The organism is Cupriavidus oxalaticus (genome assembly GCF_016894385.1).
Taxonomy (GTDB): domain Bacteria; phylum Pseudomonadota; class Gammaproteobacteria; order Burkholderiales; family Burkholderiaceae; genus Cupriavidus; species Cupriavidus oxalaticus.
In genome coordinates, this window is record NZ_CP069812.1 from 751,843 (window position 1) to 772,869 (window position 21,027).

The 21,027-nt window shown below is 67.5% G+C and carries 20 protein-coding genes; 10 read left to right on the forward strand and 10 right to left on the reverse strand.

The features are described 5' to 3' along the window. Positions 1–2: 2 nt before the first annotated feature. Positions 3–1,244, reverse strand: a complete 1,242-nt coding sequence (locus JTE92_RS15790; protein WP_063237036.1) for a GNAT family N-acetyltransferase — start codon at positions 1,242–1,244, stop codon at positions 3–5. 200 nt (positions 1,245–1,444) lie between these two features. Here JTE92_RS15790 and JTE92_RS15795 point away from each other — a divergent pair, with 200 nt between their 5' ends. Continuing rightward, positions 1,445–3,493, forward strand: a complete 2,049-nt coding sequence (locus JTE92_RS15795) for an NAD(+) synthase (RefSeq protein WP_063237037.1) — start codon at positions 1,445–1,447, stop codon at positions 3,491–3,493. Positions 3,494–3,652: 159 nt separating this feature from the next. Here the strand turns inward: JTE92_RS15795 and JTE92_RS15800 are convergent, their stop codons facing one another. Both JTE92_RS15800 and JTE92_RS15805 read right to left on the reverse strand, forming a co-directional pair. After that, complete coding sequence (locus JTE92_RS15800) at positions 3,653–3,979, reverse strand: DMT family transporter (RefSeq protein ID WP_063237038.1); 327 nt, start codon at positions 3,977–3,979, stop codon at positions 3,653–3,655. Between the two features lie 3 nt (positions 3,980–3,982). After that, on the reverse strand, positions 3,983–4,972 hold the full coding sequence (locus JTE92_RS15805) for an SLAC1 anion channel family protein (protein WP_063237039.1): 990 nt from the start codon (positions 4,970–4,972) through the stop codon (positions 3,983–3,985). A gap of 236 nt (positions 4,973–5,208) precedes the next feature. Between JTE92_RS15805 and JTE92_RS15810 the strand changes: the two genes are divergently transcribed. The 3 genes from JTE92_RS15810 to glnK all read left to right on the forward strand — a co-directional run bounded on the left by JTE92_RS15810 (position 5,209) and on the right by glnK (position 7,249). Further along, positions 5,209–5,622: a hypothetical protein gene (locus tag JTE92_RS15810; RefSeq protein ID WP_063237040.1), complete on the forward strand. Its 414-nt coding sequence runs from the start codon at positions 5,209–5,211 to the stop codon at positions 5,620–5,622. 79 nt (positions 5,623–5,701) lie between these two features. Then, complete coding sequence (locus JTE92_RS15815) at positions 5,702–6,661, forward strand: GlxA family transcriptional regulator (RefSeq protein ID WP_063237041.1); 960 nt, start codon at positions 5,702–5,704, stop codon at positions 6,659–6,661. 249 nt (positions 6,662–6,910) lie between these two features. Further along, positions 6,911–7,249: a P-II family nitrogen regulator gene (gene glnK, locus JTE92_RS15820; protein WP_006162803.1), complete on the forward strand. Its 339-nt coding sequence runs from the start codon at positions 6,911–6,913 to the stop codon at positions 7,247–7,249. A 63-nt stretch (positions 7,250–7,312) separates the two neighbouring features. Here the strand turns inward: glnK and JTE92_RS15825 are convergent, their stop codons facing one another. From JTE92_RS15825 to trxB, 3 genes are all read right to left on the reverse strand, one after another. Then, positions 7,313–7,954, reverse strand: coding sequence for a trimeric intracellular cation channel family protein (locus JTE92_RS15825; RefSeq protein ID WP_063237042.1), 642 nt, complete (start codon positions 7,952–7,954; stop codon positions 7,313–7,315). A gap of 18 nt (positions 7,955–7,972) precedes the next feature. Continuing rightward, entirely contained in the window at positions 7,973–8,647 is a 675-nt protein-coding gene (locus JTE92_RS15830) for a Smr/MutS family protein (protein ID WP_063237043.1), read from the reverse strand. Between the two features lie 152 nt (positions 8,648–8,799). Continuing rightward, positions 8,800–9,765 carry a thioredoxin-disulfide reductase gene (trxB, locus tag JTE92_RS15835; protein ID WP_063237184.1) on the reverse strand — a complete coding sequence of 322 codons (966 nt, stop codon included), beginning with the start codon at positions 9,763–9,765 and terminating at the stop codon, positions 8,800–8,802. Positions 9,766–9,985: 220 nt separating this feature from the next. On the opposite strand from trxB, the gene JTE92_RS15840 reads away from it, so the two are divergent. Then, positions 9,986–12,322, forward strand: coding sequence for a DNA translocase FtsK (locus JTE92_RS15840; protein ID WP_063237044.1), 2,337 nt, complete (start codon positions 9,986–9,988; stop codon positions 12,320–12,322). A 51-nt stretch (positions 12,323–12,373) separates the two neighbouring features. Here JTE92_RS15840 and JTE92_RS15845 read toward each other — a convergent pair whose 3' ends face one another. After that, positions 12,374–13,042 (reverse strand): hypothetical protein, encoded by a 669-nt coding sequence (locus JTE92_RS15845; RefSeq protein WP_063237045.1) that lies wholly within the window; start codon positions 13,040–13,042, stop codon positions 12,374–12,376. Positions 13,043–13,192: 150 nt separating this feature from the next. Between JTE92_RS15845 and lolA the strand changes: the two genes are divergently transcribed. After that, positions 13,193–13,828 carry an outer membrane lipoprotein chaperone LolA gene (gene lolA, locus JTE92_RS15850; RefSeq protein WP_063237046.1) on the forward strand — a complete coding sequence of 212 codons (636 nt, stop codon included), beginning with the start codon at positions 13,193–13,195 and terminating at the stop codon, positions 13,826–13,828. Between the two features lie 8 nt (positions 13,829–13,836). Beyond that, entirely contained in the window at positions 13,837–14,274 is a 438-nt protein-coding gene (locus tag JTE92_RS15855) for a hypothetical protein (protein WP_063237047.1), read from the forward strand. Between the two features lie 33 nt (positions 14,275–14,307). Here JTE92_RS15855 and JTE92_RS15860 read toward each other — a convergent pair whose 3' ends face one another. After that, positions 14,308–15,408 carry an NAD(P)-dependent alcohol dehydrogenase gene (locus tag JTE92_RS15860; protein WP_063237048.1) on the reverse strand — a complete coding sequence of 367 codons (1,101 nt, stop codon included), beginning with the start codon at positions 15,406–15,408 and terminating at the stop codon, positions 14,308–14,310. 261 nt (positions 15,409–15,669) lie between these two features. Between JTE92_RS15860 and JTE92_RS15865 the strand changes: the two genes are divergently transcribed. Further along, the gene (locus JTE92_RS15865) at positions 15,670–16,008 is read left to right on the forward strand and encodes a hypothetical protein (RefSeq protein ID WP_063237049.1); all 339 of its coding nucleotides are present in this window, start codon (positions 15,670–15,672) and stop codon (positions 16,006–16,008) included. 198 nt (positions 16,009–16,206) lie between these two features. Continuing rightward, the gene (locus JTE92_RS15870; RefSeq protein ID WP_063237185.1) at positions 16,207–17,244 is read left to right on the forward strand and encodes a Fe(3+) ABC transporter substrate-binding protein; all 1,038 of its coding nucleotides are present in this window, start codon (positions 16,207–16,209) and stop codon (positions 17,242–17,244) included. Positions 17,245–17,298: 54 nt separating this feature from the next. Here JTE92_RS15870 and JTE92_RS15875 read toward each other — a convergent pair whose 3' ends face one another. After that, positions 17,299–17,973 (reverse strand): hypothetical protein, encoded by a 675-nt coding sequence (locus tag JTE92_RS15875; protein ID WP_063237050.1) that lies wholly within the window; start codon positions 17,971–17,973, stop codon positions 17,299–17,301. 141 nt (positions 17,974–18,114) lie between these two features. Then, complete coding sequence (locus JTE92_RS15880; RefSeq protein ID WP_063237051.1) at positions 18,115–19,758, reverse strand: ABC transporter permease; 1,644 nt, start codon at positions 19,756–19,758, stop codon at positions 18,115–18,117. A 123-nt stretch (positions 19,759–19,881) separates the two neighbouring features. Between JTE92_RS15880 and JTE92_RS15885 the strand changes: the two genes are divergently transcribed. Continuing rightward, positions 19,882–21,012: an ABC transporter ATP-binding protein gene (locus tag JTE92_RS15885; protein WP_084254434.1), complete on the forward strand. Its 1,131-nt coding sequence runs from the start codon at positions 19,882–19,884 to the stop codon at positions 21,010–21,012. Positions 21,013–21,027: the final 15 nt, after the last annotated feature.

Below are 21,027 nucleotides of genomic sequence, written 5' to 3' on the forward strand. Positions count from 1 at the left end.
GCTCAGGAGCGGGCGAAGGGATTGCGTTCGCCCAGCTCGTCGAGGTAAGCATCGATGCCGTGGCGCTCGCGCGCGAGGAAACGCTCCACGGCATCGGCAAAGTCGGGATGCGCCAGCCAGTGCGCCGAGCGCGTGGCCACCGGCAGGAAGCCCCGCGCCATCTTGTGCTCGCCCTGCGCGCCGCCTTCGAAGGTGCGGATGCCGTGGGCGATGCAGAACTCCAGTGGCTGGTAATACGCGGTCTCGAAGTGCAGGCACGGGTGGTATTCCAGCGCGCCCCAGTAGCGGCCGTACAGCGTGCTGACCTGCGGCGCATCGTCGTAGACCAGCAGCGACGAGGCGATCGGCTGGCCCGCGCGCTCGGCCACCACCAGCAGCAGGTGCTGCGGCATCGCCGCGCCGATGCACCGGAAGAAATCCAGGTTCAGGTAGGGCGTGGAATGGTGCTCGCGATAGGTCTGGCGGTAGCAGCGGTTGAAGAAGCGCCAGGCCTCTTCATCGATCTCGTGGCCGCGCAGGTGGCGGAAGGTGATGCCGGCCTGCGCCACCTGGCGCCGTTCGGCGCGGATGTTCTTGCGTTTCTTCTGTGACAGCGTGGCAAGGAAGCCCTCGAAATCAGCGTACAGCTTGCTGCCACCTTCGCCGCCATTGGTCCAGTGGAACTGCACGCCGTGCCGCATCAGCATGCCGGCCTGCTGCATCAGCCCGGCTTCGGCCTCGTCGGGAAAAAGGATATGCAGCGACGACATGCCGCTTTCCGCCGCCAGCGCCAGCGCCACCTCCAGCAGCAGCCGGCGCGCCGGCGGGTCTTCAGCGAGCAGCCGCGCGCCGCGCACCGGCGTGAACGGGATCGCCGACAGCCACTTGGGGTAGTACTCGATGCCGTGCCGGGCATAGGCATCGGCCCAGGCCCAGTCGAACACGTACTCGCCGTAGGAATGCGCCTTGGCATAGAGCGGCATTGCCGCGGCCAGCCGGTCGCCTGCCCACAACGTCAGGAAGCGCGGATGCCAGCCGGTCTCGGCGCATGCGCTGCCGCTGGCATGCAACGCATGCAGGAAGGCGTGGCGCAGGAAGGGCGTGGGTTCGGGCTGGCGCGCCAGCAGCGCGTCCCACGCGGCCGGGTCGATCTCGGCCAGGTCGGAGACGATGCGCGTCTGGTAGTCCGGGGTGTCCGCCTGGCGGGCCTTCTGGTCGTCTGCGCGGCTGCCTGTGGCCGCCGTGTCGCCGGAATCCGACTGCATGGGCTGTAGCTGATGGGATGAAAACGGGAGTGCCGCGCGCGGCGGCGGCGGCTTGAGTCTACCGGAAACGGCGGGCAGGCGCTGCGGCACGGCACCTGCGGCAGGGCGCCGGGTGGCGACGTAGAATGGCGGATATGCGTCACCCCCCAGGTTCAGGCGCGGATGACCCGCCCCATGCCTGCCATACCCCAGGGCCCGATATGAAGACTCCGTTTTTCAACCTCTATTCCCACGGCTTCGCCCGCGTCGCGGTCGGCGTGCCGGTCTGCCGCGTGGCCGACCCGGCCTTCAACGCGCGCGAGACGCTGGCGCTGGCCACGCAGGCCGCGCAGCGCGGCGCGGTGCTGGCCGCCTTCCCCGAGCTGGGCCTGTCGGCCTATACCTGCGACGACCTGTTCCACCAGCGCACGCTGCTCGATGCGTGCGAGACCGCGCTCGGCACTATCGTCGAAGCCTCGCGCAAGCTGCCGCTGGCGATGGTGGTGGGCATGCCGCTGCGCGTGCAGCACCAGCTGTTCAACTGCGCCGTGGTGGTCGCCGCGGGCCGCGTGCAGGGCGTGGTGCCCAAGTCGTTCCTGCCCAACTACTGGGAATTCTATGAAGGGCGCCAGTTCAGCGCGGCCGACTGCGCCACGGCCGACAGCGTGCGGCTGCTGGGCCAGGACGTGCCGTTCGGCGCCGGGCTGCTGTTCGATATCGAAGGGCTGCCGTTCTTCCGCTTCCATGCCGAGATCTGCGAAGACGTGTGGGTGCCGGTGCCGCCGTCGTCGTTCGCGGCGATGGCGGGCGCGACCGTGCTGGTGAACCTGTCGGCATCGAATATCGTGATCGGCAAATCGGGCTACCGGCACCAGCTGGTGTCGCAGCAGTCGGCGCGCTGCCTGGCGGCGTACCTGTACACCTCGGCCGGCAAGGGCGAATCGTCGACCGACCTGGCCTGGGACGGGCAGGCGCTGATCTACGAGAACGGCGAAATGCTGGCCGAATCCGAGCGCTTCTCCGACGACTCGCACCTGCTGTTCGCCGACGTCGACGTCGAACGCCTGTCGCGCGAGCGCATGCACCAGGTCACCTTCGGCCATTCGGTGCGCCGGCACAAAGCCGAGGTGGAAGCGTTCCGCGTGGTCACCTTCGCGCTCGAGCTGCCGCGCGACAAGTCGCTGCCGCTGGCACGCAACGTGGCGCGCTTCCCGTACGTGCCGGCCGATCCGCGCCAGCGCGACGAGCGCTGCATGGAGGTCTACAACATCCAGGTGCAGGCGCTGGTGCAGCGGCTGTCGGCCAGCAGGATCAGCAAGGTGGTGATCGGCGTGTCCGGCGGGCTCGACTCCACGCACGCGCTGCTGGTCTGCGCCAAGGCAATGGACCGCCTGGGGCTGCCGCGCGCCAATATCCTGGCCTACACCATGCCCGGCTTCGCCACCAGCGACCGCACGCTGGACCAGGCGCGCAAGCTGATGCAGGTGGTGGGCTGCAGCGCCACCGAGATCGATATCCGGCCCAGCTGCCTGGCCATGCTGAAGGACCTGGGCCATCCGTACGCGGCCGGCGAGAAGGTCTATGACGTGACCTTCGAGAACGTGCAGGCCGGCGAGCGCACCAACCACCTGTTCCGGCTGGCGAACTTCCACGGCGCCATCGTGATCGGCACCGGCGACCTGAGCGAGCTGGCGCTGGGCTGGTGCACCTACGGCGTGGGCGACCACATGTCGCACTACAACGTCAACGCCAGCGTGCCCAAGACGCTGATCTCGCACCTGGTGCGCTGGGTCGCCGAGACCGGGCAGATCGGCGAGGGCGGGGCGGACGTGCTGCTGGCGGTGCTTGGCACCGATATCAGCCCGGAGCTGGTCCCCGGCGACAGCAACCATGGCCCCGAGCAGAAGACCGAGAGCGCCATCGGGCCTTACGAGCTGCAGGATTTCAACCTCTACTACACGCTGCGCTTCGGCTTCACGCCGTCCAAGATCGCCTTCCTGGCCCAGCACGCCTGGGGCGACCGCGAGCGCGGCGTGTGGCCATACGGGCCGGAAGTGGCGCGCAACCAGTACGGGATGCCGGAGATCAAGCGCAACCTCGCGATCTTCCTCGACCGCTTCTTCCGCACCAGCCAGTTCAAGCGTTCCTGCATCCCGAACGCGCCCAAGGTGGGGTCGGGCGGCTCGTTGTCGCCGCGCGGCGACTGGCGCGCGCCGAGCGATTCGGAGTCGGCGGTGTGGCTGGCGGACCTGGCGACGGTGCCGGACTGATGTCCCAGTGTCGCTGAGCAGTGAAATGGCCCGCACTTTGCGTAATGCCGTTCAGTTAACCACCGTCGTTCCCGCCTGCGCGGGAATGACAGTTGTGATTGATACCTTAACTGAACGGCATTACCGCACTGTGCGGGCCATTTTCCTGCGGGAGCGCCGTCACGCGGCCGGGCCCGAGACCAGCTTGAGACCCACCACGCCGCACAGGATGAGCGCGATGCAGCCCGCGCGCGCCAACGATGCCGGCTCGCCCAGCCACAGCATGCCGAGCGTCGCGGTGCCGGCTGCGCCGATGCCGGTCCATACCGCATAAGCCGTTCCCACCGGCAGCGCGCGCAGCGACAGCGTCAGCAGGACGATGCTGGACAGCCCGGTCGCCACCGCATAGACGCTGGGCCAGAACCGGCTGAAGCCGGCCGACCATTTCATGCCGAAGGCAAAGGCGATCTCGAGCACGCCGGCCACGACCAACAGGGTCCATGACATCGGTCAGCCGGCCAGCAGGCGATGCGTGAACAGGCTGTGCAGCGTGCGCACGGACAGCACCGCGATCGCCACCGTCAGGACCAGCAGGATCAGCCCCGCCAGCCAGGCGAGCGCGCTGGCCTGCGCATGGCCCGCATATTTCAGCGCCGCGTTCGACAGCGCCGCCATCGGGAAGCTGATCGCCCACCACGACGGCGCAAACGGCACCGGACGGCGGAACACGCGCCACGACAGCAGCACGAACAGGAACAGGCCGAAGTAGAACAGCATGCCGGCAAACAGGTCGACATGGCCGGTCACATTGACGTAGGCCAGGAAGCCCACCTCGAACGGCGCGATCAGGATGATCAGCGACGGCACCATGCCGGCGGGCAGCGGATCGTGGTGGACCAGCCGCGAGAAGATCATCTTGAAGAACACCAGCGCGATCATCGTGCCGACGGCGGCGGCAAACAGGTTGACCTCGTGCGCCCACGCCATCGGCATGGTGCCGCCGGCCACGGCGATGTCGAGCGTCGCCACGCCGGGGATCAGCCATGCCGGCACGGCATCGGCAGGCTCGGTGCGGCCGCGGAACAGCCGGCCTGCGATGAGGAAGGTCAGCGCCACGGTGATCACCGTGCCGACCGCCCAGATTGCCTGCCCCAGCGCCTCGTGGTGCACGCCGACCACCGACGACAGCAGCAGGATGGCAATGGCGATGGTGCCGAAGAAATTGCCGGCGACGGGATGGCTGAATTCCGCGCGAACCGCTTCGGGGTAGCGCTTCCACTTGGCGAGATAGCCGCCGGCCAGGGCAGCGAAGGCAAGCACCGCGACCACGCCAATGGCGTCGCCGATGGCCGGGCTGGCACCGAAGGCGGTGACGGCGCCGCGCCATGCCATCGACAGCCCGGACAGGCCCATGACGGCGCCGAACAGGTTGACAGGGAGGTGCTTCACCGAACTGCGGGGCGCAGGCAGGGTGGCCGCGGGATGGGCTGCAAGAGTCATGGCGTCTGGCTTCGGTTGGCCCGCGAGTGGACGGGCGTAGGGAGGGGGGGCCGTGCCCGCTCGTCGGAGTGGGGCGGGGCCTGGTGAAGGGAATTATGGTTTTCCGGCGGATTGTCCGATAGGAGATAGATACGTCAAATCCAGCCAATGGTCGGGCGCTTGCTGCCAGTGGCGCCGCAGCGCTGCTTTTCCTGCCTAGACTGCGCGCCGTTTGCATTTGAAGCAGAGGAAATCAGATGAAGCCAACCTTGACGAAGCGGGCCAGGGTTCCCGCACTGCTGCTGTTGTGCTGCGTGGGTCTCGCGGCCTGCATCCAGGCGCCGATCCGGCGCCACGAAGGCGAGCCGCTGCTGCGGCACGGCCAGGGCGGCGCACGGGAGCACGTCGACGGCGTCGACATCTGGATGCGGGGCGAGCCGCCGCGACCGTACGAGGTGCTGGCCTACACCACCGTGGAAACCGCGGAGGGGTGGATCGGCGAGCGCTTCCTGCTGAAGCGGGTTGCCTCCCGGGTGCGCGAAGCCGGCGGCGACGCTGCGCTGATCGGCGACCAGCGCAGCCGGCTGGTGGCGTTGCAGCGCGCGGGCAGGCACACCGAGCTGGCGGATTCGCGGCGAATCGTCGAAATATCCATCGTGCGCTACCGTTGACACGCCGCTGGCTGTATCTGCCTAGACTTTCAATATCCAGCCACGCCGGACTACGGTCCCGGTTCTTGCCCTGCCATCCATGAAAATCGCCGTCGTTGCCTTTCCCGGCTTCCAGATGCTTGATCTGGCCGGTCCCCTGGATGTCTTCCACGAAGGTGCGCGCCAGGCGGGGCAACCGGATGCGTACAAATTCGAGATCATCGCGCCGGCGCAAGGGATGCTCACGGCCTCCAACGGCATGCGCATCGAACCGGACGCGACGCTGGAGACCGCCAGTGACGATATCGACACGCTGCTGGTCGCGGGCGGCCCTGCGCTATGGAAGCAGGCGCAGGATGAAACCATCGGCGCATGGCTGGCCCGGCAGGCACGCACGGTGCGGAGGATCGGGTCGGTCTGCTCCGGCGCGATGATGCTTGCACATGCGGGCCTGCTGGACGGACGCAGCGCCACCACGCACTGGAACACCACCGACCGTCTGGCGCGCATGTTTCCGGGCGTTCAGGTGGAGCCGGACCGCATATACGTCAAGGATGGCAACGTGTACACCTCCGCTGGCGTGACCGCGGGGCTGGACCTGGCGCTGGCGCTTGTCGAGGAGGATTTCGGCCGCGTGGTGGCGCTACGGGTGGCGCGCGAACTGGTGATGTTCCTCAAGCGGCCAGGCGGGCAGTCGCAGTTCAGCGCCCACCTCGCGGCGCAGACGGCGGAGCGCAATGCCATCCGGGAGGTACAGGGCTGGCTGGTCGAGAACCTTGCCGGCGACCTGTCGGTCGACGCGCTGGCCGCACGTGCCGGCATGAGCACGCGCAACTTTGCCCGCGTCTTCCGCCAGGAATGCCAGGTGACGCCGGCCGATTTCGTCGAGGCCGCGCGCATCGATGCCGCGCGCCGGCTGCTGGAAGGTTCGCGCCATCCGCTAAAGCGCGTGGCGGCGCTGGCCGGCTTTGGCGATCCCAACAACCTGCGGCGCGCCTTTTTGCGGCGCGTCGGAGTGGCGCCTTCGGATTATCGGCGCCGCTTCCTCAACACAGCGTGACCGGGTGATGTGCACAGGGTTTGCACAGGCTCTGCACAGGATTTCCCGGGGCTGTCCACAGGGTTGTCCACAGGCTCAGGCGGCATCGCGCCGCCCGGCGATGCGTGCTGTCGAACGTTCCGGCCGCGCCAGGCGCGGGATAGCGGGGAATGCATGGCGCCAATGGCTGTTAAAATGCCAGCCGGAGAGCGCCGCGTCCGCGGCGGTGCGCCGCCAGGCGCGTGAACAAACGATAACCAGGGGCCAGTCATGAAGCAGATTACCGCCATCATCAAACCGTTCAAGCTCGACGAGGTGCGTGAAGCCCTCGCTGATGTCGGCGTGACCGGGCTGACGGTGACCGAGGTGAAGGGATTTGGCCGCCAGAAAGGGCATACCGAGCTCTACCGCGGCGCCGAATATGTCGTCGATTTCCTCCCCAAGATCAAGATCGAGGTGGTGGTGGCCGAGAACCAGCTGGACACCGTGCTGGACGCCATCGTCAAGGCCGCGCATACCGGCAAGATCGGCGACGGCAAGATCTTCGTGACCGAGATCGAGCGCGTGATCCGCATTCGTACCGGCGAACAGGACGAAGCCGCGGTCTGAGCCGCCGGCCATAACAAGAACGCCGCCTTCACCGGGCGGCGTTCTTGTTTGCGCGGGGCATATTCAGCTCGGCAGCTTCCAGCCGTAGCGCACCGATACCAGCCGCATGGCGATGATCGCCAGCGCCCCGGTCAGCAGGGCCGCTTCCTGGTGGACATCCAGCCAGGTCATGCCGACATAGATCCAGCAGCCGACGAAGGAGCAGGTGGCATAGGGGGAACGGTCGCGCAGGATCATCGGCACTTCATTGCACAGCACGTCGCGCAACACCCCGCCGAACACGGCCGAGATGATGCCCATCATCACGGCCACCGTAGGTGTCATCTGCGCCACCAGCGCCAGCGAGGCGCCGGTCACCGAGAACAGGCCCAGGCCGATGGCATCGGCCACGATCAAGGTGCGCTCGGACGCCACGCGGCTGACCACGCGCAGCACGAAGGACGCGCCGAACGACATCAGGAAGATCAGCAGCACATAGCCTTCGTGGTCGACCCAGTAGAACGGGCGCCGGTCCAGCAGCACGTCGCGCAGCGTGCCGCCGCCGAAAGCGGTGGCGAAGGCGACCACGAAGGTGCCGACCACGTCCAGGCGCTGCTTGCGCGCGTCGACCACGCCCGACACCGCAAAGGCGAGCACGCCGATCACCTCCATGATGTGGAGGATCAGGGGCAGCCGCCCCATCAGCAATTCGAGGGGAAGATGCATCCGGGGCCCGGTGCAGGGTCAGGTACGCGGCTGGCGCAGCAGCACCATCAGCGCGCCGGCGCCGCCTTCGGCCTCGCGCGCCTGCACGAAGGCGAGCACTTCCTCCTTCTGCACCAGCCAGCTGCGCACCTTGCCCTTGAGCACCGGCAGCTTGTCGGGCGAGCCCAGGCCCTTGCCGTGGATCACGCGCACGCAGCGCACGCCGTTGCGCACCGAGCGGCGCAGGAACTCGGCCAGCGCCTCGCGCGCCTCGTCGCTGCGCAGGCCGTGCAGGTCGACCTTGTCCTGCGGCACCCATTCGCCGCGGCGCAGCTTGCGGATCACGTCCATGCCGATGCCGGGCCGGCGGAACGACAGGGTCTCGTCGGTCTCCAGCAGGCTTTCGACATCGAATTCATCGGACAGCGAGGCTTGCAGCACCGCCTGGTCGTTGCGCTGCGATTGCACCGGTACGGGCGCGGGCTTGCTGGCCGGGTGGTGGGCGCGGTTGCGGTCGCGCAGCTGGCTGACCTGGCCCACGCTGGCGCGGAACACGTCGGCCTCTTCGCGGGCACGCTGCGCCGCCTGCTCGGCGGCCAGGCGCTCGGCTTCGCGCCGCTCGGCATCGGCCTTGAGGTTGTCGCGCAGGCTGGACAGGTCGTTCAGGCCGAAGCGCTGGGTCGGGCGGTCGGGTTTGCGGGCGCCGTGCGTCATGAAAAATCTCCGGGTACTCGCCGGGATTATATCGACTGGGGCATGGCAGCCGAGGGCGGCTGAGAGGAGGAGGATGAACCGGCCGCGGCGGGCCGGTTCAGGACGGCCTGGGCTTACTTCTCAGGCTTACTTCTCAGGATTACTTCTCAGGCTTACTTCAGGGCTTCGACAAAGCGCTGCGCATCCAGCGCGGCCATGCAGCCGGTGCCGGCGCTGGTGATCGCCTGGCGGTAGACGTGGTCCTGCACGTCGCCGGCGGCGAACACGCCCGGCACGCTGGTGGCGGTGGCGTCGCCCTGCAGGCCCGACTTGGTCACCAGGTAGCCGTTGTGCATCTCCAGCTGGCCGGTGAACAGGTCGGTATTGGGCTTGTGGCCGATGGCAATGAACACGCCCGCCAGCTTCAGGTCTTCGGCCTGGCCGGTCTTGGCGTTGCGGATGCGGATGCCGGTCACGCCCGAATCGTCGCCCAGCACTTCGTCCAGCACGTTGTCGTAGCGGATCTCGATGCGGCCTTCCTTCTCGCGCTGGAGCAGGCGGTCGACCAGGATCGGCTCGGCGCGGAAGCTGTCGCGGCGGTGGATCACGGTGACCTTGCTGGCGATGTGCGACAGGTACAGCGCTTCTTCCACGGCGGTGTTGCCGCCGCCGACCACGGCGACTTCCTGGTTCTTGTAGAAGAAGCCGTCGCAGGTGGCGCAGGCCGACACGCCGCGGCCCATGAAGGCTTCTTCCGACGGCAGGCCCAGGTATTGGGCCGAGGCGCCGGTGGCGATCACGAGGGCGTCACAGGTGTATTCGCCGGCATCACCGATCAGCGTGAAGGGGCGGGCCGGCTTGCCGTTCTCGTCCACCAGCTTCGCGGTGTGGATGTGATCGAAGATGATTTCGGTCTTGAACTCTTCGGCATGCGCCAGCAGGCGCTGCATCAGTTCGGGACCCTGGACGCCCTTGGCATCGCCCGGCCAGTTCTCGACGTCCGTGGTGGTCATCAGCTGTCCGCCCTGGGCCAGGCCGGTGATCAGCACCGGCTGCAGGTTGGCGCGGGCCGCGTAGACCGCGGCGGTATAGCCGGCGGGACCAGAACCGAGAATCAGCACTTTTGCGTGTTTTGCCATGATGCGTTCCTGTGGCCGGTGCGGCATGATGCCCACCGGCATTGCTCGAAACCGACATTATAAGAGGAGCCGGATTTGCCCACTGTTGCAAATTCCAATGGGTGCGATAGCCGCCGCCCACGTTAAAATGGCCGCCACGACGGGTTTAAGTCACCGGTGACTTAAGTTCGCCGGACCCGAAACAACCCGGAATACTCCGACAAGCGAGTCTTGATCACGCATGGCCCGAGCTACCACGACCACCCGTACCGATCCCTCAGCCTTGCCATCCCGCATCGGCAAACTGCTGGGCGAGGTGCGCTGGTTCCTGCTGCTGGCCGTCACGCTGGGCTTCCTGTGCGTGCTGGCCAGCTACAGCAAGACCGACCCCGGCTGGTCGCACGCGAACCAGGTCGCCGATATCCATAACCTGGGCGGCCGTGTCGGCGCCTGGGTAGCCGACGTGCTGTTCTTCATCTTCGGCTTCTCGGCCTACTGGTGGGCCGTGCTGCTGGTGCGGCGCTGCTGGCGCGGCTGGCGCACCCTGACGGCCGATCTGCCCGAGCGCGCCGACGACCGCCAGCATCGCCAGGGCGTGACGGTGAGCTGGATCGGCTTCGTGCTGACGCTGCTGTCCAGCATGGGGCTGGAGGCGATCCGCATGTATCCGCTGCGCGCCGCGCTGCCGCGCGCGCCGGGCGGGGTGCTGGGCGACACGCTGGGCGGCTGGATGCAGGTGGCGCTGGGCTTCACCGGCGCGACGCTGCTGCTGCTGTTGCTGTTCGCGATCGGGCTGTCGCTGTTCTTCCACTTCTCGTGGCTGTCGGTGGCCGAGCATATCGGCGGTTTCGTCGAGACCCTGTTCCAGGGCTTCAAGGCGCGCCGCGAGAGCAAGCAGGACCGCATCATCGGCGAGGCCGCCAAGGTCGAGCGCAAGGAAACGGTCGAGGTGCAGCGCGTGCGCATCGAAGAGGCGCCGCCGGTGCAGATCGTGCGGCCGCAGGCGGTGCCCAAGCACGAACGCGTGGAACGCGAGAAGCAGCAGCCGCTGTTTGCCGACATCCAGGATTCGGACCTGCCGCCGCTGTCGCTGCTCGACCCGATCCCGCCGCACCAGGAGACGGTCAGTGCCGAGACGCTGGAATTCACCTCGCGCCTGATCGAGAAGAAGCTCAAGGACTTCGGCGTCGAGGTGAAGGTGGTGGCGGCCTACCCGGGACCGGTCATCACGCGCTACGAGATCGAGCCGGCCACCGGCGTCAAGGGCAGCCAGGTGGTCAACCTGGCGCGCGACCTGGCGCGTTCGCTGTCGCTGGTGTCGATCCGCGTGGTCGAGACCATCCCCGGCAAGAATTACATGGGGCTGGAATTGCCCAATCCGAAGCGCCAGACCGTGCGGCTGTCGGAAATCCTGGGCTCGCAGGTCTACAACGAGAGCGCTTCCAGCCTGACCATGGCGCTGGGCAAGGACATCGCCGGCAAGCCGATGGTGGCGGACCTGGCCAAGATGCCGCACTGCATGGTCGCGGGCACCACGGGCTCGGGCAAGTCGGTGGGCATCAACGCGATGATCCTGTCGCTGCTGTACAAGGCCAAGCCGGACAACGTCCGCCTGATCCTGATCGATCCCAAGATGCTCGAAATGAGCGTCTACGAGGGCATCCCGCACCTGCTGTGCCCGGTGGTGACCGACATGCGCCAGGCCGGCAACGCGCTGAACTGGGCGGTCGGCGAGATGGAGCGGCGCTACAAGCTGATGAGCAAGCTGGGCGTGCGCAACCTGGCGGGCTACAACAAGAAAATCGACGAGGCCGCTGCCAGGGAAGAGAAGATTCCGAACCCGTTCAGCCTGACCCCGGACGCGCCGGAGCCGCTGGACAAGCTGCCCACCATCGTTATCGTCATCGACGAGCTGGCCGACCTGATGATGGTGGTCGGCAAGAAGGTGGAAGAGCTGATCGCCCGCATCGCGCAGAAGGCGCGCGCCGCCGGCCTGCACCTGGTGCTGGCCACGCAGCGCCCGTCGGTGGACGTGATCACCGGCCTGATCAAGGCCAACGTGCCGACCCGCATCGCCTTCCAGGTCAGCAGCAAGATCGACTCGCGCACCATCCTCGACCAGCAGGGCGCCGAGACGCTGCTGGGCATGGGCGACATGCTCTACCTGGCGCCGGGCACCGGCTTGCCGGTGCGCGTGCATGGCGCCTTTGTCTCGGACGATGAAGTCCACCGCGTGGTGGAAAAGCTGAAGGAAGGCGGGGAGGCGAACTACATCGAAGGCATCCTCGAAGGCGGCCTCACGGACGACGGTGGCGGCGATGGCTTTGGCGGCGGCGCCGGTATCGGTGGTGGCGGCGGCGAGGCTGATCCGCTGTATGACCAGGCCGTGGAAGTGGTGCTGAAGAACCGTCGCGCGTCGATCTCGCTGGTGCAGCGCCACCTGCGCATCGGCTACAACCGCGCCGCGCGGCTGCTGGAGGATATGGAGAAGGCCGGGCTGGTGTCGGCCATGTCTGGCAATGGCAACCGCGACATCCTGGTGCAGGGCGGTGGCGCGGCTGCGCGGGATGATGAGTGACTAGCGGAGGCGGGCATTCAGGCTGGCCGTGGATTGCCCAGCCTGAGTGTGCTAGCGGCGCTTAAGCAGTAGGTCGAGCTTCGCGGTGACGTTGTCGACCTTGGCGGTGACGTTGTCGACCTTGGCGTTGACGTTCTCTAACTTCTCGTTGAATTCTTCAAAGCCTTTTTCGACCCGCACCTCCAGGCGCTCGATGCGCGAATCAACTGCGTCCAGGCGACCCGTGAGGCGGCGGTCCATTTCGGTGATTCGAGAGGCGAGCGGACCGGTGGCCTTTTCGATCTTGTCCTGGGTGCTCTCATTCAGCCACGACATCACGGAAAAGACGAACGCTACACCGGCCAGAATGCCCGTGACTACCATGGCGGGATTAAAGGGTTTGGCAGCGGTCTTTTCCTGCCAGGCGTCGAGTTCAATCCTGACCTGGCGTGTCGCGATCCTCTTCATCTCGTCGCGGTCGAGACGCCTGGCGTCGTGCCGGAATGGCTGACGCCCGGCAGCAGGTTTGGCGTTGGTCATATTGCTGGCCCAGTGGATTTGGCCGCCTCCCGGCGAAGCAGCGAGCAAGAGGCGGCGTGGCGAGTGCTCTACGTACATGCACTGCATTGTCTTCCACGCCAAGTAAAGAAGCGTTTCATCCTGATACGAGATTCGCTTTGCTGGGTCCTTTACCGCAAATTGAGAGTTTTCGTGCCTGAGCCGGCGCAGTTCGCGCACCATCTGCCGTAATATCCGGTTACCCGCGAAGCACGGGCGGCGCGGAATCCTGCACCAGCTGCCGGCTCTAACCAGACACGTTGACCGTGCAGCGGACTGCCTGCCAGACGCCGCACAGGGTCAACGCATTCGATAACAACCAGGATCCAAATCATGCGCAACCGCATCCTCGTGTCGGCCTGCGCCGCGCTGGCGATGTTTGCCATCCAGGCGCCGGCCCATGCCGCAGCCACCGACCAGCTGCAGAGCTTCGTCACCGGTGTGAAGAGCGCGCGCGGCGAATTCACGCAGCGCCAGGTCAAGGGGCAGGGCGCCAACGTGAAGGTGACCGGCAACTCCAGCGGCACCTTCGTGTTTTCGCGCCCGGGCAAGTTCACCTGGCGCTATACCAAGCCCTACGAGCAACTGCTGCAGGCCGATGGCCAGACCCTGTATATCTATGACAAGGACCTGAACCAGGTCACCGAGCGCAAGCTCGATGCCGCGCTGGGTTCCAGCCCGGCGGCGATCCTGTTCGGCAGCAACGACCTTGAAAAGAACTTCGCCATCAAGAACGGCCCGACCCGCGATGGCGTGGAATGGCTGGAGCTGACGCCCAAGGCCAAGGACACGCAGTTCGAGCGCATCGGCATTGGCTTCAAGGGTGGCAACCTTGAAGCGATGGAGTTGCGCGACGCCTTTGGCAACACCACCTTGCTGACCTTCACGAACATGCAGAAGAACCCGCCGCTGGCGGCCGATGCCTTCCGGTTCACGGTGCCCAAGGGTGCCGATGTGATGAAGCAATGAGGCCCGCCATGATCGCCAACTCAGCCATGGCTGCTCGCATCGTCGCTGCCCGCGGACGTTCCGGCGCAGCGATCCTGGCCAGCGCCGGCGCGCTGGCGCTGGCGGCTTGCACCAGCACCGGCGGCGGTGCCAGCAAGTTCGATGTCGATTCGTTCCTGCGCGCGCCGGACACGGCATTGCCCGAAGTGCTCGGCAACGCGGCGTTCCTGAAATCGACGCGCGTGCCCGCATCGGAATGCGCGGTCATGCTGCAGTCCGCCAGCACCGGCGTGCTGGAAGACCTGCCGCCCAGCAGCAACGCGCGCGGCCCCGCCTGGCTGCTGCACCCCAGGGGCGAGCCCGAGCAGGTCTGGCTCGTCGTCAGCGAGTCAGGCGGCGAACGGACATGTCACGGCCCGTTGCCGGCCGACGCGATGAAGACGCTGGCCGAACGGGCCAAGGGCTGAACCAGCGCCCCCCTCGCCGCCCCCTCGCGGCCCTCAATGCGGCTTGACCGCGATCTTCAGCACGCCATCGCGCTGGTTGGCAAACAGCTCATAGGCCGCGACGATATCGTCCAGCTTGTACTGGTGCGTCACCAGCGCGCCCAGGTCGACGCGTCCGGACTCGATCACGTTGATCAGCCGGCGCATGCGTTCCTTGCCGCCGGGGCACAGCGCGGTATTGATCTTGTGGTCGCCCAGCCCGGCGGCGAAGGCCGACAGCGGGATGGTCAGGTCGCCGGAGTACACGCCCAGGCTCGACAGCGTGCCGCCGGGCTTGAGCACGCGCAGCGACTGCTCGAAGGTTACCTGCGTGCCCAGCGCCTCGATCGAAGCATCCACGCCGCGCCCGCCGGTCAGCTTCATGATCTCGTCCACCACGTCGCAGCGGCGGAAGTTCAGCACCACGTCCGCCCCCATCTTGCGCGCGATCTCGAGCCGGTGGTCGTTGCCGTCGATGGCGATGATGGTGGTGGCGCCGCACAGCCTTGCGCCGGCGGTCGAGCACAGCCCGATCGGCCCCTGCGCGAACACCGCGACGGTGTCGCCGATGCGGATATTGGCGTTCTCGGCGCCCTTGAAGCCGGTCGACATGATGTCCGGGCACATCAACACCTGTTCGTCGGTGAGGCCGTCGGGGATCGGCGCGAGATTGGCCTGCGCATCCGGCACCAGCACGAATTCCGCCTGGGTGCCGTCGATCAGGTTGCCGAAGCGCCAGCCGGCCGTGGCCTTGTAGCCGTGGCAGCCGCACAGGCCTTGCGGCACCAGGTAGCTGCCGTCCTGCGAAGCCACGCCGTCCTGCGCGGCATAGGAATTGAAATTCGGGCAGATGGCGCCGGCGATGACACGCTGGCCCTCACGGTAGCCGGCCACGGCGCTGCCGAGCCGCTCGATCACGCCGACCGGCTCGTGGCCGACGGTTAGGCCCCGCGCCACCGGGTACTCGCCCTTGAGGATGTGCACGTCGGTGCCGCAGATGGTGGTGGTGGTGATGCGCACCAGCGCATCGTTGGGGCCGACGTCGGGGACGGGCTTGTCGGCCAGTTCGATCCTGCCGGGTTCGACGAAGACGGCGGCTTTCATCATTGCGGTCATGCGATACCTCCATCGTGGTGCGCGGCTGGGCGCGGGTTTGCGGCGACGAGCGGCCGGACGCAGGCCATCACCGCCAGGTTGTTGATAGCACGCATGGGTTATAGGCCGGTTTATCCGGGATCAAGCGCAGGCCATCCGGCAAATGCGGCGGCCGCTTGGCAATCCGGCAAAGATTTCAGATCTGCCTGCAAAGAAACTGAACGCCGCTGTCTGTCATGTGTCCCAGAATCCTCTTACTTGACATACCGACAGGAGAACGGAATGACTGCCAAGCGGATGACGACACGAGCCCGGCTGCTCCCCTGGATTGCGGCAGCGGCCGCCCTGGTCGCCGGCTGCGCGACGCAGCCCAACGAGCCGGCGCCCATGCCAGGGCCGCAAGGTGGGCGGGGCACGCCGGCCGGCTGTGCCGCCGACAAGTTTGCCGACGACGCGCTGCTGGGCAAGAGCGAGGCGGAGGCCGTCGGCCTGCTGCAAGGCTGCGCGTGGCGGCTCGGCGAACGCGACGGGCAGCAGTTCCCGGGCACGATGGACTACAACCCGCAGCGCCGGACCCTCGGCATCACGGCTGGCAAGGTCGCGTGGGTGCGGCGCGGCTGAAGCGATGTATAGGCTGCGCCGCATGATGTGCAGGCGCGCAATCATTGATCACTCAACGGCGACCAACATGACAAAAATGTAATTTGACCGCTTGAACAAGAATCAATATTGTTTCTGGCTGTCCGGAATCCAATAACCGGGCAGTCCCGGGTGTCCCGGATGCTGGTGACTGCCCAACCATGCTGGGGAGCCATCCGCGTGAAGACCACTATCCGAACCTTGCTGCCGCGTGCCGCGGCGCTGGCCCTGCTGACGCTGCCGCTGGCGGCCGCGGCGCAGGAAAAGGTGCTGAACCTCTATACCGCGCGGCACTACCAGACGGACGAGGCGCTGTACGCCAACTTCACCAAGCAGACCGGCATCAAGGTCAACCGCATCGAAGGCCAGGAAGATCCGCTGCTGGAGCGCATCCGCAATGAAGGCGCCAACAGTCCGGCGGACGTCTTCATCACCGTCGATATCGGCCGGCTGTGGCGGGCCCAGCAGGCCGGCGTGTTCGCGCCGGTCAAGTCGAAGGCGCTGGAATCGCGCATCCCCGCCAACTACCGCGACCCGAACGGGGAGTGGTTCGGATTCTCGGCGCGCGGCCGCGTGATCGCGTACAACAAGACCGCGGTCAAGGCCGGCGACATCGCCACCTACGAGGACCTGGCCGATCCCAAGTGGAAGGGCAAGGTGTGCACGCGTTCCAGCGGGCACGTCTACAACCTGTCGCTGGTGTCCAGCCTGATCGCGCACGACGGCGAGGCGCGCACCGAGCAGTGGGCGCGCGGCGTGGCCGCCAACCTGGCGCGCGCGCCCAAGGGCGGCGATACCGACCAGCTCAAGGCCGTGGCCGCGGGCGAGTGCGACGTGGCGATCTCCAACACCTACTACATTGCACGCCTGCTGAAGTCGACCAAGCCGGAAGACAAGGCCGTGGCCGACAAGCTGGGCGTGGTATGGCCCAACCAGAAAAGCCAGGGCGTGCACATGAACATCTCCGGTGGCGGCATGCTGAAGCACGCGCCGAACAAGGAGGCGGCGGTCAAGTTCCTGGAATACCTGGCCAGCGACGAGGCGCAGCGGTACTTTGCCGACGGCAACAATGAATGGCCGGTGGTGCAGGGCGTGAAGGTCAGCAACCCGGCGCTCGATTCGCTGGGCGAGTTCAAGGCCGACGCCATCAACGTGGCCGAGCTGGGCAAGTACCAGCCGCAGGCACAGAAGCTGCTGGACCGCGCGGGCTTCAAGTAAGCCGCAGGTCAGGCCGGCCGCCCCTGCACGAGGGGCGGGCCGGCCGGTTCCGCGTTACAGCAGGAACCGCTTGTTTCCCTTCACCTCTGCCGGCTCGACCTTGCGGAACGTCAGCTTGACGCTGCTGTCGAGCCGCCGCCCGGCCTGGCGCCGGATCAGCGCGCGCTGCAGCAGGCGCCTGTGGCCGACCGTGCCTTCCGCATAGGGCTGGTCCCCGACCGTTCCCAGCGCCATGGCGGCCAGCGCCTGGTTACGCTCCGCCGCACTTTTTTCCAGCAGCTTGTCCAGCGCCATGCGGGCGCGCACCTGCGCGGCCAGCGCCGTGTCGCCGGGATTGGCGCGGGCACGCTCGGCATCCCAAGGCAACCGCACCTTTCCCGCCAGCCGGCGCAGCGCCGCGCGCAGCTCGGCGCCGTCCATGCGCGTTTCCTGCACGATCCACACCGCATCATGGCGCACTGCCGCTTCGGCATCCGCCATGCGGCGCACCAGTGCGGGCTGCAGGCTGGGCGAGGTGAACTGGCGTCCACGGCGGATCGCGTTGAGCGCGATGCGGCGCACCTGCGGATTGGCGTGGTCGGCAAGGTCGCCGATGATGCGGGTCGCAGTGTCGGCGGATCCGATCATCTCGGCCAGTTGTCCGGCCAGCGAAATTTCTTCCACGCCGCTCAGCTTGTTGCGGTTGACCAGCCGGTTCAGCTTGAACAACAGGATGTGGTATCGCAGCATACGCCCCCGTCATGCGTTCCGGCGGCAGGCGCCGAAGGGCCCGGCGTGCCGCTGTTCTTGTCCCCGGGCGAGCGCCGGGCCATGAAAGGCTATCGGCGCGGCACGGCGGGACTTTAGCGGGCTAGCGGGCTAGCGTGCGGCTCAGCGCTGCGCCTCGCGCCGGATCGTGCGCGACAGCAGGATCACCGGCAGCAGGCCGACGGCGACGATCACCAGCGACGCGGTCGCGGCTTCGGCCAGACGTTCGTCGGCAGCGAGGTTGTAGGCCTGCACGGCCAGCGTATCGAAGTTGAACGGCCGCATCACGAAGGTGGCCGGCAGTTCCTTCATCACATCGACAAAGACGATCAGCGCCGCCGTCAGCAGGCTGCCGCGCAGCATCGGGAAATGCACGCGCCGCAGCGTGGCGCCGGGGCCGTGGCCGAGGCTGCGCGCGGCGGCGTCCATGCTGGGCGTGATCTTGCCCAGGCCGGCATTGACCGTCTGCAGCGCCACGCCCAGGAAACGCACCAGCAGCGCATACACCAGCGCCGCGATGCCGCCGGTCAGCAGCAATCCGACCGACAGCCCGAACTGCTGCTGCAGCCACGCCGACAGCGCGTTGTCAAAGCGCGCCACCGGCACCAGCACGCCCACGGCGATGACCGAGCCGGGCAGCGCATAGCCCATGCCGCACAGCCGCGTCAGCCCGCGCACCAGCCAGCCGCGCCGGCCGTTCGCGGCGCGTCCGGCGTAGCCGATCGCCAGCGCCACCAGCACCGCCGCCAGCGCCGTCGCGCTGGCCAGCAGGAAGCTGTTGCGCACCAGCCCGACAAAGCGCGGGCCGAACTGGGCATCGCCGTCGGTAAAGGCCATGCGGCACAGCATCAGCGCCGGCACCAGGAAGCCCAGCAGCACCGGCACCGCGCAGACCGCCAGCGCGAGCCAGCCGCGCGTGCCGCCGAGCGTCCATGCCGCGGCGCGGCGCTGGTTGCCGTAGACCTGCGCGCGGCCGCGGCTGGCGCGTTCCATCAGCAGGATCACGGCGACGAACAGCAGCATGCATGCCGACAGCTGCGCCGCCGCATTCTTGTCGCCGAGCGAAAACCACGCCCGGTAGATGCCGGTGGAGAACGTTGGGATGGCAAAGTACGCCACGGTGCCGAAGTCGGCCAGCGTCTCCATCATCGCCAGCGCCGTGCCGGCGACGATGCCGGGCCGTGCCAGCGGCAGCACCACGCGCCAGAGCCGGCTCCAGGTACCGTGGCCGAGCAGGCGGGCGGCTTCGATCGTGTTCTGGGTCTGCTGCAGGAAGGCGGCGCGCGCCGTCAGGTAGACGTAGGGATACAGCACCAGCGAGAACAGTGCGATGGCGCCGCCCAGCGAGCGGATGTCCGGGAACCAGTAGTCGCGCGCCTTCCAGCCGGTCAGCTCGCGCAGCCACCCTTGCACCGGCCCGGCGAACTGCAGCGCATCGGTGTAGGCGTAGGCGATCACGTAGGCCGGCATCGCCATCGGCAGCACCAGTGCCCATTCCATCACGGCATGGCCGGGGAAGCGGTAGGTCGAGACCAGCCATGCCGTGGTCACGCCGAGCAGCAGCACGCCCGCGGCCACGCCCAGCAGCAGCCAGATGGTGTTGATCACATACTCTGCCAGCACCGTGTCGATCAGGTGGCGCCAGGTTTCGCCGGCGGGCAGCAGCACGGCCGAGGCGACCACCAGCACCGGCACGGCGATCAGCAGTGCCATCGCAAGCGTGGCCAGGGTCAGGGGGTGGAAGTGGCGGCGGCTGGGCAGGAGCATGCGGTAAATTCGAGGGAAGCGCGCCCGGACAATGTGTTGTCGGCGCGGCACGGGCTGCCGCATTCTAGCAATGCCACGCACGAGAGGGCCCGTGGTGCGACGCCACGTCCTTATAATGCGCACATGCGAACCGATTCCTATTCCCGATTACCCGCAGCCCAGGCACGCGCGCGGCCGATGGCGCGCAGCGGCGCCCACGAGACGGCCGCCGGCGCCGCCGTCATCGAGGTCGACCGTATCCGGCATGCCTTCGGCCGGCACGCGGTGGTCAAGGGCCTGTCGTTCAAGCTGGCGCGCGGCAATATCGCCTGCCTGCTGGGTCCCAGCGGCTGCGGCAAGACCACGGTGCTGCGCGCCATCGCCGGCTTCGAGCCGTTGCAGGACGGACGCATCGTGCTGGAGGGACAGACCGTATCGTCGTCGGACGCGCTGGTGCCGCCGGAGCAGCGCCGCATCGGCATGGTGTTCCAGGACTACGCGCTGTTCCCGCACCTGGACGTGGCGGCCAACGTCGGCTTCGGGCTGCACAGTACCGGCCGCGCCGGGCGAGCGGCGCGGGTGGAAGAGGTGCTGGAACTGGTGGGACTTGCCGGCTCGGGGCGCAAGTATCCGCATGAGCTGTCCGGCGGCCAGCAGCAGCGCGTGGCGCTGGCGCGCGCGCTGGCGCCGCGGCCCGAGCTGCTGCTGCTGGACGAGCCGTTCTCCAACCTCGATGTCGATCTGCGCGAGCGCCTGAGCCTGGAAGTGCGCGCGATCCTGAAGGCACAAGGCACCACCGCCATCCTGGTCACGCACGACCAGTACGAGGCCTTTGCCATGGCCGACGAAATCGGCGTGATGCATGACGGCGTGATCGAGCAGTGGGGCAGTGCGCATGAGTTGTACCACCGCCCGGCGTCGCGCTTCGTCGCCGGCTTTATCGGCCAGGGGGTGCTGATGCCGGGGCACCTGCGCGGCGATGGGCGGATCGAAGTGGAGCTGGGCATGCTGCACCCGGCAGTGCCCCTGCAGCTGCCCGCGGATGCCGCCGTCGACGTGCTGGTGCGCCCTGACGACATCGTCCACGACGACGCCAGCCCGATGCAGGCGGAGGTGGTGCACAAGGCCTTCCGGGGCGCCGAGATCCTGTACACGCTGCGGCTGGCCAGCGGCGGCCGCGTGCTGGCGCTGGTGCCCTCGCACCACAACCACGCGATGGGCGAGCGCATCGGCATCCGCGTCGAGATCGAGGACGTGGTCGCCTTTGCCGCCTAGCCCGCGACGGGGCCT

Coding starts and splice junctions, on each gene's coding strand:
- JTE92_RS15815 (WP_063237041.1), top strand. CDS start 5,702: ATGAAAATCGCCGTCGTTGCCTTTCCCGGCTTCCAGATGCTTGATCTG.
- JTE92_RS15840 (WP_063237044.1), top strand. CDS start 9,986: ATGGCCCGAGCTACCACGACCACCCGTACCGATCCCTCAGCCTTGCCA.
- JTE92_RS15875 (WP_063237050.1), bottom strand. CDS start 17,973: ATGCTGCGATACCACATCCTGTTGTTCAAGCTGAACCGGCTGGTCAAC.
- JTE92_RS15845 (WP_063237045.1), bottom strand. CDS start 13,042: ATGGTGCGCGAACTGCGCCGGCTCAGGCACGAAAACTCTCAATTTGCG.
- JTE92_RS15885 (WP_084254434.1), top strand. CDS start 19,882: ATGCGAACCGATTCCTATTCCCGATTACCCGCAGCCCAGGCACGCGCG.
- JTE92_RS15805 (WP_063237039.1), bottom strand. CDS start 4,972: ATGACTCTTGCAGCCCATCCCGCGGCCACCCTGCCTGCGCCCCGCAGT.
- JTE92_RS15795 (WP_063237037.1), top strand. CDS start 1,445: ATGAAGACTCCGTTTTTCAACCTCTATTCCCACGGCTTCGCCCGCGTC.
- JTE92_RS15865 (WP_063237049.1), top strand. CDS start 15,670: ATGACTGCCAAGCGGATGACGACACGAGCCCGGCTGCTCCCCTGGATT.
- JTE92_RS15825 (WP_063237042.1), bottom strand. CDS start 7,954: ATGCATCTTCCCCTCGAATTGCTGATGGGGCGGCTGCCCCTGATCCTC.
- JTE92_RS15790 (WP_063237036.1), bottom strand. CDS start 1,244: ATGCAGTCGGATTCCGGCGACACGGCGGCCACAGGCAGCCGCGCAGAC.
- JTE92_RS15830 (WP_063237043.1), bottom strand. CDS start 8,647: ATGACGCACGGCGCCCGCAAACCCGACCGCCCGACCCAGCGCTTCGGC.
- JTE92_RS15800 (WP_063237038.1), bottom strand. CDS start 3,979: ATGTCATGGACCCTGTTGGTCGTGGCCGGCGTGCTCGAGATCGCCTTT.
- lolA (WP_063237046.1), top strand. CDS start 13,193: ATGCGCAACCGCATCCTCGTGTCGGCCTGCGCCGCGCTGGCGATGTTT.
- JTE92_RS15860 (WP_063237048.1), bottom strand. CDS start 15,408: ATGACCGCAATGATGAAAGCCGCCGTCTTCGTCGAACCCGGCAGGATC.
- trxB (WP_063237184.1), bottom strand. CDS start 9,765: ATGGCAAAACACGCAAAAGTGCTGATTCTCGGTTCTGGTCCCGCCGGC.
- glnK (WP_006162803.1), top strand. CDS start 6,911: ATGAAGCAGATTACCGCCATCATCAAACCGTTCAAGCTCGACGAGGTG.
- JTE92_RS15880 (WP_063237051.1), bottom strand. CDS start 19,758: ATGCTCCTGCCCAGCCGCCGCCACTTCCACCCCCTGACCCTGGCCACG.
- JTE92_RS15810 (WP_063237040.1), top strand. CDS start 5,209: ATGAAGCCAACCTTGACGAAGCGGGCCAGGGTTCCCGCACTGCTGCTG.
- JTE92_RS15855 (WP_063237047.1), top strand. CDS start 13,837: ATGATCGCCAACTCAGCCATGGCTGCTCGCATCGTCGCTGCCCGCGGA.